12 protein-coding genes are annotated in these 12132 nt (G+C 61.7%); 5 read left to right on the top strand and 7 right to left on the bottom strand.

Annotation, left to right across the window (positions count from 1 at the left end; all coding sequences use genetic code 11):
* The first annotated feature begins 101 nt into the window (after window positions 1–101).
* The 3 genes from BLU26_RS11155 to BLU26_RS11145 are packed head-to-tail and all read left to right on the top strand — an operon-like array spanning window position 102 to window position 2856.
* Window positions 102–1529 (top strand): MATE family efflux transporter, encoded by a 1428-nt coding sequence (locus tag BLU26_RS11155; RefSeq protein ID WP_092286661.1) that lies wholly within the window; start codon window positions 102–104, stop codon window positions 1527–1529.
* Window positions 1530–1564: 35 nt separating this feature from the next.
* Window positions 1565–2152, top strand: coding sequence for a 2-hydroxychromene-2-carboxylate isomerase (locus tag BLU26_RS11150; protein ID WP_092286659.1), 588 nt, complete (start codon window positions 1565–1567; stop codon window positions 2150–2152).
* 5 nt (window positions 2153–2157) lie between these two features.
* Window positions 2158–2856, top strand: a complete 699-nt coding sequence (locus tag BLU26_RS11145) for an SDR family NAD(P)-dependent oxidoreductase (protein ID WP_092286657.1) — start codon at window positions 2158–2160, stop codon at window positions 2854–2856.
* Window positions 2857–2866: 10 nt separating this feature from the next.
* On the opposite strand, the gene BLU26_RS11140 is transcribed toward BLU26_RS11145, so the two are convergent.
* Complete coding sequence (locus tag BLU26_RS11140) at window positions 2867–4204, bottom strand: ribonuclease J (protein WP_092286655.1); 1338 nt, start codon at window positions 4202–4204, stop codon at window positions 2867–2869.
* 137 nt (window positions 4205–4341) lie between these two features.
* Window positions 4342–5571 (bottom strand): nucleoside recognition domain-containing protein, encoded by a 1230-nt coding sequence (locus BLU26_RS11135; protein WP_092286653.1) that lies wholly within the window; start codon window positions 5569–5571, stop codon window positions 4342–4344.
* A gap of 121 nt (window positions 5572–5692) precedes the next feature.
* On the opposite strand from BLU26_RS11135, the gene BLU26_RS11130 reads away from it, so the two are divergent.
* The gene (locus BLU26_RS11130) at window positions 5693–6106 is read left to right on the top strand and encodes a DUF1330 domain-containing protein (protein ID WP_092286651.1); all 414 of its coding nucleotides are present in this window, start codon (window positions 5693–5695) and stop codon (window positions 6104–6106) included.
* On the opposite strand, the gene BLU26_RS11125 is transcribed toward BLU26_RS11130, so the two are convergent.
* The 5 genes from BLU26_RS11125 to BLU26_RS11105 form a co-directional block, all read right to left on the bottom strand.
* Complete coding sequence (locus BLU26_RS11125) at window positions 6003–6896, bottom strand: N-acetylmuramoyl-L-alanine amidase (protein ID WP_092286649.1); 894 nt, start codon at window positions 6894–6896, stop codon at window positions 6003–6005. The genes BLU26_RS11130 and BLU26_RS11125 overlap by 104 nt on opposite strands.
* Before the next feature lie 50 nt (window positions 6897–6946).
* Entirely contained in the window at window positions 6947–8692 is a 1746-nt protein-coding gene (locus BLU26_RS11120; protein WP_092286647.1) for a GGDEF domain-containing protein, read from the bottom strand.
* Window positions 8693–8743: 51 nt separating this feature from the next.
* Complete coding sequence (locus BLU26_RS11115) at window positions 8744–9565, bottom strand: endonuclease/exonuclease/phosphatase family protein (protein WP_092288459.1); 822 nt, start codon at window positions 9563–9565, stop codon at window positions 8744–8746.
* A gap of 61 nt (window positions 9566–9626) precedes the next feature.
* Window positions 9627–10259, bottom strand: coding sequence for a thiol:disulfide interchange protein DsbA/DsbL (locus BLU26_RS11110; protein ID WP_092286645.1), 633 nt, complete (start codon window positions 10257–10259; stop codon window positions 9627–9629).
* 202 nt (window positions 10260–10461) lie between these two features.
* Complete coding sequence (locus tag BLU26_RS11105) at window positions 10462–11070, bottom strand: c-type cytochrome (RefSeq protein ID WP_092286643.1); 609 nt, start codon at window positions 11068–11070, stop codon at window positions 10462–10464.
* A 304-nt stretch (window positions 11071–11374) separates the two neighbouring features.
* Here BLU26_RS11105 and yihA point away from each other — a divergent pair, with 304 nt between their 5' ends.
* Complete coding sequence (gene yihA / locus BLU26_RS11100; protein WP_092286641.1) at window positions 11375–12076, top strand: ribosome biogenesis GTP-binding protein YihA/YsxC; 702 nt, start codon at window positions 11375–11377, stop codon at window positions 12074–12076.
* Window positions 12077–12132 lie beyond the last annotated feature (56 nt).

Raw genomic sequence — 12132 nt, 5'->3', positions numbered from 1 at the left:
CTTGCGGCTTGAAGCTTGCTGCCATTAGATTACAGCCAACATATTTACTTATATGCTAGTTGTAATCTAACATGCCTCGGTCACCTTCCGAGTAGTTCAGCATGAAGTCGAACACCGCAGCGCCGAGCGACACAGACAACCGCACCACCCGTTTGCTGCAGGCGCCGATACTACCGCTGTTGTTAACGATGGCCTGGCCGAACGTGTTGATCATGTGCGCGCAGGCGTCCACCGGCCTGATCGAGACCTGGTGGGTGGCCAAGTTGGGGACAGACGCCTTGGCCGGTATGGCGCTGGTGTTTCCCGGCGTGATGCTGATGCAGATGATGTCGGCCGGGGCCATGGGCGGCGGGATTTCCTCTGCGGTGGCGCGCGCGTTGGGGGCGGGTCGGCGCGGCGACGCCAATGCGCTGGTGTGGCATGCCTTGTTGATCAACGGCGCTATAGGTCTGCTTTTTTCACTGCTGTTTCTGCTGTTTGGCTCGCCGCTGTACCGCTTTATGGGCGGCGACGGCGCCGCGTTGGCCGCGGCACTGGAGTACTCCAATGTAGTGTTCGCCGGTACGCTCGCCCTGTGGCTGATGAACGCGCTGGCCAGCGTGATTCGCGGTACCGGCAATATGCTGTTCCCTGCTCTGGTCACCTGCGCCGGTGTGCTGTTGCTGATCCCCCTGTCACCGCTGCTGATCTTCGGCTTTGGCCCGCTGCCGGGGTTGGGGGTCGCCGGCGGCGGTGTGGCCATGGTGCTGTTTTTCGTCGGCGGTGCATTGGCCATGCTCTGGTTCATTCTGTCGGGTCGCTGCGTCGTCAGGCTCAGCCGCACCCCGGTGGCCTGGCGTTATCTGCGCGATATTTTGCATATCGGCCTGCTGTCCTCCATCACCACTGTGCTGACCAACATCATCATCGCCGGCGCTACCGCGCTGGTGGCACTGGGTGCCGGCATGCAGGCAGTCGCGGGCTTTGGCACCGGCGTGCGGCTGGAGTACCTGCTGGTGCCGCTGGCCTTTGGCATAGGCGCGCCGTTGGTGGTGCTGGTGGGCACTAACCTAGGCGCCGGGCAGCAGGAGCGCGCCTTGCGCATTGGCTTGACCGGCGGCTTGGTAGCCTTTGTGGCCACCGAAGCCATCGGCCTGAGTGCGGCGTTGTGGCCTGAGCAGTGGTTGCGTCTGTTTACGCATGACCCCGTGGCGCTGGTGACCGGAGCCGACTATCTGCGCATTGTTGGGCCTACCTACGGTTTTTTCGGGTTGGGGCTGGCGCTGTATTTCGCCTCTCAAGGTGCTGGCCGGCTGCGCTGGCCGTTGATTGCCGGACTCTTGCGTCTGGCCATCGCCTTGGGTGGTGGTTGGCTGGCACTGCAACTGAGCGACAGCGTCAATGCAGTCTTCTACGCCCTGGCCTTGGCAATGCTGGTGTATGGCCTGCTGATTGCCTTGGCCGTCTGGCGTCGTAGCTGGTTTAGCGCTGCTGCCAGGCCTGCTACCCCGACCATTTCATCCCCGTCACCGGCGCCGGTCGAGCGCTGAGGGCAACTCTGCAACCGAAGAAAAGGTACTGACGCATGCCGCACACAGTTGAGTTCTACTTTGATTTTCGCAGTCCCTACAGCTACATGGCGTACAGCCAACTCGCGCACATGGGTGTGGAGATCAGCCTGAAACCCATGATTGTCCTCAAGGTGATGGAGCAGGTCGGGAACGTGCCCACCACGCTGATTTGCAGCGCCAAGGCCCGTTATGCGCGGGCGGATCTGGGTCGTTGGGCCAAGCGCTATGGCGTGCCGCTGAACCCAGCCGACATGAAAAGCGTCGACGGGGAAGCCTGCCTGCGCGCAGTGCTGGCCGCCTCTTCAGCGGCGGACGCAGCCAGCATTACCGAAGCGCTGTACCGCGCCTGCTGGGGCGAAGCCAAAGCGCTGACCAACAAACAAGAGATTCTCGCAGTAATCGCAGCTACCGGCGTGGATGCCAACGCCATAGACGCACGCATGGATAGCCCTGAGGTGGTCGCTGCACTGGAGAGCAGCACCAATGAAGCGGCCGCACGCGGTGTGTTCGGTTCGCCCACCATGTTTGTCGGGGAGCAGATGTTCTTCGGCAATGATCGTCTCGATTTTCTGCGCGAGGCACTCGCGCACCACGCGGAGTAACAGTTATGTCTGAGCAATCCAAACCCCTTGCCCTGGTGACGGGCGTAGGCCCGGGTACCGGTGCCTCCGTGGTACGTCGCTTTGTCGAAGGCGGCTATCGGGTGGCCATGCTGGCGCGCGATGCCGACCGTCTGGCGGCGCTCGCTGCAGAGCTGCCCGATACCATCGCGCTGCCGTGTGATGTCACCGATTTGGCGGCGTTGGAGGCGGCTATCGGCCAGGTCGGCTCGCCCAAGGTGGTGGTGCACAATGCGGTGGGTGGTGCTTTTGGCAGCTTCATGGATATCGACCCTGAGGTGCTGCGGTGCAATTTCGAGATCAACACCATGGCCTTGCTGCACCTGGCGCGCCTGACCACGCCCGCGATGGTGGCGGCTGGCGAGGGTGCTTTGATTGTCACCGGCAATACCTCGGCGCAACGCGGCAAGGCGCACTTTGCCGGGTTCGCACCGAGCAAGGCGGCGCAGCGTATTCTGGCTGAGTCCATCGCGCGGGATCTGGGGCCCAAGGGCGTGCATGTGGCCTATCTGATCATCGATGCGGTCATCGATCTGCCCTGGCAGCGCGAGCGCCTGCCCGACGCACCGGATGACTTTTTCATTCACCCCTCCTCGATTGCCGACGAAGTCTTCCATCTGGCGCATCAGGCGCGTGACGCCTGGTCCTTCCTGGCTGAAATACGCCCATTCCACGAGCCCTGGTAGGCGGTTAGCCTTAGCGTTGTTCCAGCTCCACCAGCCCGTGGGGTAGCTCGGCTACCTTGCAGGGCTGGGCGCTGAGGTCGATCAGGTCACCGTTGTTCGGCACCAGGCCGCCGAGGCCGAGACTGCGGCCAAACTGCATGTGCGCCTGTTGGTGATACAGCTCGCCGTGCACCGGTAGCAGGTGGCGCGCTTTCAGCCAGCCGTAGAGCTGGCGCAGGTCTTCCTGCGGCGGGTGGCCAGAGGCGTGAATCGCCGCCATCTCGTCATCGATGATCTGCACGCCCTGCTCTTTCAAGCCGTGCTTGATCTGTGCCAGCGCCTCTTCGTTGCCGGGAATCAGGCGCGACGAGAACACTACGGTATCGCCCGGCTCCAGGCTCAGCTGCGGATGGTTGCCGCTGGCCAAGCGCCCCAAAGCGGCGGCGGGTTCACCCTGACTACCGGTGCAGACCCAAAGTTGCTGTTCGCGCGGCAGGTGGCCCAACTCCCAGGGGCCGATAAAGCCGGGCCGGCTGTTCAGGTAGCCCTGGGCCCGGCCAAAACCGTGCATGCTCACCAGGCTGCGGCCCAGCAGTGCGGCGTAGCGGCCACAGTCAAAAGCGATCTCGGCCAGGCTGTGCAGGCGCGCCAGGTTGCTGGCAAAGCAGGTGACGATCACCCGTTCGCGGCAACCGCGGATGGCATCCTGCAGGCCGTTCTGTACCGCCGCTTCGGAACGGCTGGCACCGGCGACCGGGGCGTTGGTGGAGTCGCCAATGATTACATCGACGCCTTGGCGCCCCAGCGACTGCAGGCGGCCCTGTGCGGTCAGGCCGCCGACCAGCGGCTGCGGGTCGAGCTTCCAGTCGCCGCTGTGATACAGCCGCTTGCCAGCGACCTCCAGCATGATCGCGTGGGACTCGGGAATCGAGTGGGTGACCGGTATCCACTCGGCCTGAAAGGCGCCTATACCGACGGGCTCCAGCGGCTGAATCTCGTGAATGCGCGGCCAACTCAGGCCGGGGTCGAGCTTGGCTCGGATCAGCCGCGCGGCAAAGGGGCTGGCGTAGATGGGGCAGTCCATGGCACGCCAGATGTGCGGTATGGCGCCAATGTGATCTTCATGGCCATGGGTAATCAGGATCGCCGACAGTTTGATATCGTGCCGCTCCAGCGCCGACAGGCTAGGTACCGACACGCTGTTGCGTCCGCTGGGTGTGGCATTCAGGGCAAAGCCGCAGTCAATCGCGATCCATTCGCCGGCTGAGCCGTACAGGTAGAAATTGGCGCCGAACATGCCCGCCCCGCCCAGCGCGACAAACCAGGGACCGGGGCTGCGGTGGAGTTGTTCAAAGCGCGGGGCGGGCATGCAGGTCTCTCAGCTACAAGCGGCAAGCTACTAGCCACAAGCGGTGGGTGTAAGGGGAGGTTAGCATAAGGCCGGGCTCTGACGCCGCTCGATGAGCGGCAACTACCCGGCCTGACGCTTGAGGCTTGCCGCCGGCGTCAGCCGAAGAACCAGTAACACACGCCAATGGCCGTGAGCATGCCGGCCAGATCGGCCAGCAGCGCGCAGCCCAGCGCGTGGCGCACGCGGCTGATTCCCACCGCGCCAAAGTACACCGCCAGCACATAGAAGGTGGTCTCGGTACTGGCCTGAAAGGTGGCAGCCAGTTGCGCGGGGAAACTGTCTACGCCGAAGGTGTTCATGGTCTCGATCATCATCGCGCGCGAGCCACTGCCGGACAGCGGCTTGATGAAAGCGGTGGGCAGGGCATCGACAAAGCGGGTATCCCAGCCGCAGGTTTCGGCCAGCCAGCGAATGCCATCCAGCCCGGCGTCCAGCACCCCGCTGGCACGCAGCACGCCGACCGCCACCAGCATGGCGACGAGGAAGGGCAAGAGGGAGATGGTCACCTCAAAGCCCTGTTTGGCGCCCTCGATAAAGCTATCGTAGACATTCACCTTGCGCAGCGCCGCCACCAGCAAAAAGGCGATGATGATGCCGAACAGGGTCAGGTTGCCCACCAGCGTGGAAGTGGCCGCCAGGGCCTCGGAAGACAGCCCGGCCAGGGTGGTCAGCAGCAGGCCGAGGAAGGCCGCGCCGGCGGCCAGATAGGCCAGTACCACCGGGTCCCATAGTTTCAGCCGCTGCATCAGCGCCACGCTGAGCAGGCCCACCAGGCTCGACGCGGTAGTGGCCAGCAGGATCGGCAGGAAGACCTCGGTGGGGTCGCTGGCGCCCTGCTGGGCGCGGTACATGAACACGGTCACCGGCAGCAGGGTGAGCGAGGAGGTGTTGAGCACCATGAACAGGATCTGTGCGTTGCTGGCGGTGTCCTTGCTCGGGTTCAGTGTCTGCAGTGACTGCATGGCCTTGATGCCGATCGGCGTGGCGGCGTTGTCCAGGCCCAGCACGTTGGCGGCAAAGTTCATGGTGATATGCCCCAGCGCCGGATGCCCGCTGGGCACCTCGGGCATCAGGCGGCGAAACAGCGGATCAAGCAGTCGCGCCATCAGCTTGATTAGCCCGGCCTTCTCGGCAATGTTCAGAAAGCCCAGCCACAAGGTCATGGTACCCACCAGTACCAGGATGATCTCGACGCTCAAGCGCGCCATGTCGAATAGCGCTGTCACCAGCCGGCTGAACACCTCGGCGTCGCCCAGTCCCAGCCATTGCCAGAGAGCCGCGGCGAAAGCGCTGAGGAAGAAACCGAGCCAGATCCAGTTGAGCATGTATGCCTGATGTCCTGTGAAACGATCTACAACGCCGGGTTATATGCCGCAGGCGGCTGGCGTAGAGCGAGCTTGCCTGCTTTGCTGACAGTTAGTCCAGCCTTGCCGTAAAGGAAGCGCCATGCCCAGTCTCGATACCAGTGCCAGCAACCTGAAGACCCTCAGCGAGAAAGTACCCGGCGATACGCCGATTCAGATGCTCAACCTGCTGCGCTTCAATGCGCATGCCGAATACCCGTCCGGCACCGACGCTCATCCTTGTTCAGGGCGCGAGGCGTACGCGCGTTATCTGCGCGCGGTGAGCGACAGCATGGCGGCGGTGGGCGCGCATATTCGGCTGCAAACCCGGGTGTTACATACCCTGATCGCCCCGCAGGGAGAGCAATGGGATCAGGTGCTGGTGTTCGAGTTTCCTTCCCTGTCGGCTTTTTTCAGCCTGCTGGAGGATGAGCACTACAGGGCGGCAGCGGTTCACCGGACGGCGGCGCTGATGGATTCTCGACTGGTGTGTACCAGCGAGGCGCCACTGCACTGATCAGCGACGAGGCTTGCTTGGGCGCGAGCGCAGCGAGCAGGCTGGCAGTCTCGCTATCCGGCTGGCCGGCGTAGTTGCTCTGCCGGAAGCGCATCTGGAATGCGGCGATCACATTGCGCGTGGGGCCATCCAGTTCGCCGCTCTGCGGCACCTGATAGCCGTATTCGGCCAGCGCCGCCTGGAACCAGCTGACAGCCGGTACGCGACCATCCAGCCAGTTGTACATCACCCGCACGCGCTGGGTATCCGGGCCGCGTGCGACGCCGGCGGCAACCAGCTGCTGCCAGGGAAACAGCGGGCCCGGATCCACCTTGCGTTGCGGTGCGATATCGCTGTGACCGATCACAGCATCGGGGCCAAGGCCGTGGCGTTGTTGAATGTCCCGCAGCAGCACAATGAGGGCATCGATCTGGCGCTGATCCCAGGCTTGCCAGCGGCGGCAGTGGGGCTCGTCAACATAGCCGTCGTTGACCATTTCAATGCCGATGGAGCTGGCGTTCAGCCAGGTGCGGCCCTGCCAGCTGCTATCGCCGGCGTGCCAGGCGCGCTGCGTTTCATCCACCAGCCGATAGATCACCGGATCGTGGTCGCTGATCAGGTAATGGCTACTGACGTCCTGCTCGGTGAGCACCTTGAACGAGCGCTCAAAGCCCGATGAGGTGTAGTGCAGCACTATGTACTGCACGCGGCTGTCCTGGCTGCGGGCCTGATAACGGTCGTCGATGACCAGTTGCTCGGTGCAGCCCGCCAGCAAGACCAGCGCGGGCAGCAAGGCTTTCCAATAACTCAAGGGGAGGTTCCTGTCACGGTCGCAAAAGTGCAGGTTAACACGCCTGCAGCTTAGGCCACTGCGCTTTGGGTATCCTGCACTATGCGGTTGCGGCCCTGATCCTTGGCGCGGTACATCGCCTTGTCCGCCCGATCAAAGACGTCATCGAGGGTGTCGCCCTGGCAGAACTGGGTGTAGCCGATGGAAATGGTGACGGGTACTGGCGCGTTCTTGAAATGAAACGGGCTGGCTTCGATGCCTGCGCGCAGTTCTTCCAGTGCGATGGCTCCCTGTTCCAGCGAGGTGCCGGGCATCAATACGACAAACTCTTCACCGCCGAACCGACCGATATAGTCGGTCTTGCGCAGGCGGCGAGAAAGCTGCGTGGCAATCAGGCGCAGTACCTTGTCGCCCGCCAGGTGCCCGAAACGGTCGTTGATCGACTTGAAGTGATCGACATCCAGCACTACCAGCAGCAATTGGCCGCCGTAACGCAGCCAACGCTCGTACTCTTCGTCCATGCGTTTCTGTAGTCCGGCGCGATTGGACAGCCCGGTGAGGCTGTCGAGCATGGCCTGTTGGCGTTGTTCTTCCAGGTGCTTGCGGAAAGTCTGAGCTTCCACTTCCATCACCTGGATGCGCTCGACCATCACTTTCAGGCGCTCGGACACCTGGCTATCGCGGGCCTCGCGCAGCGCGCGGGCCTGATCCACCTTGCTCAACAGCGCATTGAGCTTGGCCTCGACATTAGCCTTGAGCGAGTTGAGGTCGTCGGCCTCGCGCACATCCACATGCAGTACCTCAACCTCACCCCGAATGGCTCCTTCGAGCGAACGGCCTTCCTCCAGGGAGTCGACATAGGAGCTTTGCGCTTCCTCCAGGTTGCCCTGAAACTGGCTCAAGCGCTGATTCAGCTGCTGCAGGTAGCGCTCAAACTCAACCTGTCGGTTTTGCTGGGCGTTCAGGACCAGGGCGGAGAGCGCGTCCAGCGCGGCGGTCAGCTCGTACCAGTTCAGGCCCTTGCTGATCTGCTCACGCAGCCGCTGGCAGGTGAGCTCCTGTTCTTCCAGCAGCTGAATATCGCTGAGCAGGTTGAGTAGGATCGATTCAATGTGGGCCGCGACTTTAGAGTAGCTCTGCTCTTCACCGCTGATATTGCCGCTGGTTTTGGCCGCTGGTTGTGGTTCGGCTTCGGTGCTCGGGATCAGCGCGTCGACCGGGGCTGGGGTTTCGGGCTCGGGCGGTTCTACTTCTGGCTCTGCGATCGGTTCGGCGGCGGCCAGCGGAATGGGATCTTCCAGCGCGGGAAGCGGGGTGGCTGCAGCTTCGCTGGATTTTCCGAACAGCCGCGACCACAGCCCGGTAGAGGCCTCCTCCGGGCTACTGCTGAGGGTAGCGGCCTGGAGTTGGGTGAGGTCCCGCAGCAGGCGCGGCAGGCTTTGCGCCAGATTGTCTGCAGCATCCAGCTGTTTGCTCAGGGTGCGCAGTGCCTTGTCGGTTTCCTTCGGCGGCTCCTTATCCTGCAGTTGGCGAATCAGCTTTTTCAGCTGCGTACAGATCTCGCTGCTGCGTTGCTGGCGTGACTGATCGGCCGCCAGCACCGCGCGCTCAAGGTCCGGCAGCAGAGCGCCAAGCATTTTCGGGGGCGCGTCACTGCGCAGCGAGTTGCGCAGCTCCTTCAGGCGTCGGTCGAGTAACGGGTCGATGCCGTCAGCGGCGATACTCACTCTCACCAAGCCACGCTTGAGCAGTTCCTCCTGCTCGCTGGAGGCCTTTTCAGGCTCAGCGTCGGCTGAGTATCGGTGAGTATCAGACATGGTGGCTCCGGACGGTTTTTCCAGAGATTATAGGTGAACCTGAGGTTCTGGCTAGCCCTTGCCGCTGCTTCCGCAGAGGCTGGCAGGCAAGCGTATGTGCATGGCCACCGGTAGATGGTCGGATATGGCGTGCGGCAGCACATCAACCTGCTCGATGCTCAGGCTGGGGCTGATCAGGATGTGGTCCAGTACCTTGGCTGGTTTCCAGCTCGGGTAGGTGCCGGGCAGGGTTGCGGTGTGCAGCTTGCTGCCCTGTAGTGGCGACTTCTCCAGCAGGTCTTCGGCGTGGGTATTCATATCGCCCATCAGCACCACGTGGCGATGATCGGCGATCCGCTCGCGGATGTAGGCCAACTGGTTGGCGCGGCCCTTGGGGCTGAGCGCCAGGTGCATCATCACCACCAGCAACGACTCCGGGCCGTCGCCAAATTGGGTCAGGATGGCGCCGCGCCCTGGCAGTACGCCAGGCAGCTTGTGATCTTCCAGCAGGTCAGGGGCGTAGCGGCTGAGCAGGCCGTTGGAGTGCTGGGCAAAGCGCCCCAGATTGCGATTGAGCTGCTGATACCAGTAGGGGAAGCCGCTTTCGCGGGCCAGGTGCTCCACCTGATTGACGAAGCCTGAGCGCAGACTGCCGCCGTCTACCTCCTGCAGGGCCACCAGATCAAAGTCATTCAACAATTGAGCGACCTTGCTCAGTTGCACCTGGCGCCCGGCATGCGGCAGCAGATGCTGCCAGCTGCGGGTCAGGTAGTGATGAAACTTCTGGGTGTTGTTACCCACCTGAATGTTGAAGCTCAGCAGCCGCAGCACATCGGGCAAGGTTTGTGCTGAACCCTGACAGTGGTGGTTGGTGCGCAGCTCGGCCGACGACATGGAGCCGCGGGTGTTACGAAAACCTGCGATGTTGCCAGCCGATAGCATGCGATGCTCCTGTTTACTGCGCCTGGCGTTCCTGCTCAACCAGGTACTCGGCGATTTTCAGCATATTTTCAAAGCTGCCGGCCATCTTGCCTTCAATACGATACTTGCCGTTGACGATCAGGCAAGGTACGCCGCTGGCGCGGTAGGCGCGGGCAAGCTGTTCAGCCTGGTTCATCTTGCTCTTCACGCCGAAGGAATCCCAGGCCTTGACGAAGTCTTCTTCGCTGATGCCGTAGGGCTCCAGAAACTCGATCATGGCGTCCTGATCTTTCAGCTTGTTGTTCTGCTTGTGAATGGCGTTGAACACCGCATCGTGGGTCTCATCCAGCTTGCCGAGGCTCTCAAGGGTGTAGAACAGCTGACCGTGGGTATTCCACTCGCCGCCGAACATGGCGGGTACCGGACGGAAGTTGACGTCGTCAGGCAGGGATTTGGACCACTCGTGAATAGTCGGCTGGAATGCAAAGCAGTGCGGGCAGCCATACCAGAAAAGTTCTGACACCTCGATCTTGTCTGGGTCAAGCGTGGGGGCCGGGGTCGGCAGTACTACGTAATTCACGCCGGCCTGATAGGGGGCATCCTGCGCCTGGACCATGCCGAAGCTGCCAAGCAGCCAGATCAGACCAACGGTTAACAACGCACGCATGTAGTTCTCCAAAGCAGAAAGTGAAGCGGGTAATTATTTGGTTTATGTCGATTTTCAGACCCGACAGTAGAACAAAGATTCCCTGATTACCAGATGCAAGCTGTCGCGCTATGTTGCCGCTGATGCGGGCAAAGCATACTCGGCGGGACATAAAAAAAGGATGGCCTGGGCCATCCTTTTTTGCTGCACAGAACGCAATCGCTTAACGCAGGCCTTCGATGTAGCTGGCTACGGCGGCGATGTCCTTGTTGCTCAGGCGGCTGGCGATGGTGCGCATGATGGCGGCGTCGCCATCGTTGGTGCGGTTACCTTCGCGGAAGTCGGTCAGCTGCTTGGCGGTGTAGGTCGCGTGCTGACCTGCCAGGTGCGGGAAGCCGGCAGGCGGGTTGCCTTTACCGGTCGGCGAATGGCAGCCGGTGCAAGCGGGCAGACCGGTATCCAGGTCGCCGCCACGGAAGATGGCTTCGCCACGCTCGGCCAGCGCTGGGTCGGCCGCGCCCATGGTCTGGGTCTGTGATGAGAAGTAGGCGGCGATATCGGCCAGATCCTGTTCATCGAGATCGGTCAGCAGGCCGGTCATTTCTACTACGTTGCGGTTGCCTTCCTTGATATCGGTCAGCTGTTTGAGCAGGTAACGCTCACCCTGACCAGCCAGCTTGGGGAAGTTCGGCGCAGGACTGTTGCCATCGGCACCATGACAGGCCCCGCAGACGGCGACCTTGCCCTGACCGGCTTCTGCGTTACCTTCAGCGGCATGCGCAGAGGCGGCAAAGCCCAGGGTCAATACCAGACTAACGAGTAGTTTATTCATCGGCTAATCCAATTACGGCTAAAAGAAAAATGATGGCCTTACCTGTTGCCCGGCCTTGATGACCGCGTTTTCATCACAGGTTGCCTTATATTCCGCTCATGCTAGCTGCCGCCTTCGTCCGGCGCAATGGGCGAACTGCCGCAGGTACACGATGCTGGGTGAGCAAGACTGAAAAACCACCCGACAATGCATGCCAGGGGAATTGGTCAGTGCTTCCCACAACCGCGGCATTATATACTAAGCAGGCCGCAAACGTGAATGTCATCAGCTTTCCAGCCCGTTGGGCGGAATCAACAGGTTTCCCATGTCGTCTACTACGCCTCTCGTATCGCTCTGCCAACAGGCCACTTTCATTAAAAGCGCCAGTCTGGTCGAGCAGTGTCCCGCCGATATCGGTCTGGAAGTAGCCTTTGCCGGTCGTTCCAACGCCGGCAAGTCGAGCGCGCTCAATACCCTGACCCACGCGCGCCTGGCGCGTACTTCGAAAACCCCCGGCCGTACTCAGCTGATCAACTTCTTCAAGCTGGACGAGGATCGTCGCCTGGTGGATCTGCCCGGTTATGGTTACGCCAAGGTGCCGCTGGAGCTGAAAGAACACTGGAAGCAGCATCTGGATGCCTACCTGACCCAGCGCAACAGCCTGGCGGGTGTGGTGCTGGTGATGGATATCCGTCATCCGTTGTCCGAGTTTGACTGCATGATGCTCGACTGGGCGCAGATGAGTAATATTCCGGCCCACGTGCTGCTCAGCAAGTCAGACAAACTGGCGTTTGGGGCGGCAAAAAATGCGTTGCTGAAAATTCAGGCCACGATGCGCAAGACCTTTGGTGAAATGTCCACCGTGCAATTGTTTTCTGCGCCCAAGCGGCAAGGTGTAGAAGAGGCCTACGCGCGTCTTGAGCAGTGGTTGTTTCCGCCGGAAGACGAATTGATGGGCGACTACCTGGACGAAGAAGAGCCGCCAGAGCTGAGTGATGACGATTGGGGCGATGACGCCGGCAATTGATCGCGCGCCAACTTGCAGGCAAAAAAAACCCCGAGCTTCTATGGGGAGGGAGGCTC

Origin of the sequence: Halopseudomonas sabulinigri, assembly GCF_900105255.1 — a bacterium.
Lineage (GTDB): Bacteria > Pseudomonadota > Gammaproteobacteria > Pseudomonadales > Pseudomonadaceae > Halopseudomonas > Halopseudomonas sabulinigri.
This window is presented reverse-complemented; position numbering and strand designations above follow the sequence as displayed.

What these genes read in the sequence shown, in the direction of transcription:
- BLU26_RS11155 (WP_092286661.1), top strand. Translation starts at nt 102, where the DNA reads ATGAAGTCGAACACCGCAGCGCCGAGCGACACAGACAACCGCACCACC.
- BLU26_RS11150 (WP_092286659.1), top strand. Translation starts at nt 1,565, where the DNA reads ATGCCGCACACAGTTGAGTTCTACTTTGATTTTCGCAGTCCCTACAGC.
- BLU26_RS11145 (WP_092286657.1), top strand. Translation starts at nt 2,158, where the DNA reads ATGTCTGAGCAATCCAAACCCCTTGCCCTGGTGACGGGCGTAGGCCCG.
- BLU26_RS11140 (WP_092286655.1), bottom strand. Translation starts at nt 4,204, where the DNA reads ATGCCCGCCCCGCGCTTTGAACAACTCCACCGCAGCCCCGGTCCCTGG.
- BLU26_RS11135 (WP_092286653.1), bottom strand. Translation starts at nt 5,571, where the DNA reads ATGCTCAACTGGATCTGGCTCGGTTTCTTCCTCAGCGCTTTCGCCGCG.
- BLU26_RS11130 (WP_092286651.1), top strand. Translation starts at nt 5,693, where the DNA reads ATGCCCAGTCTCGATACCAGTGCCAGCAACCTGAAGACCCTCAGCGAG.
- BLU26_RS11120 (WP_092286647.1), bottom strand. Translation starts at nt 8,692, where the DNA reads ATGTCTGATACTCACCGATACTCAGCCGACGCTGAGCCTGAAAAGGCC.
- BLU26_RS11115 (WP_092288459.1), bottom strand. Translation starts at nt 9,565, where the DNA reads ATGTCGTCGGCCGAGCTGCGCACCAACCACCACTGTCAGGGTTCAGCA.
- BLU26_RS11110 (WP_092286645.1), bottom strand. Translation starts at nt 10,259, where the DNA reads ATGCGTGCGTTGTTAACCGTTGGTCTGATCTGGCTGCTTGGCAGCTTC.
- BLU26_RS11105 (WP_092286643.1), bottom strand. Translation starts at nt 11,070, where the DNA reads ATGAATAAACTACTCGTTAGTCTGGTATTGACCCTGGGCTTTGCCGCC.
- yihA (WP_092286641.1), top strand. Translation starts at nt 11,375, where the DNA reads ATGTCGTCTACTACGCCTCTCGTATCGCTCTGCCAACAGGCCACTTTC.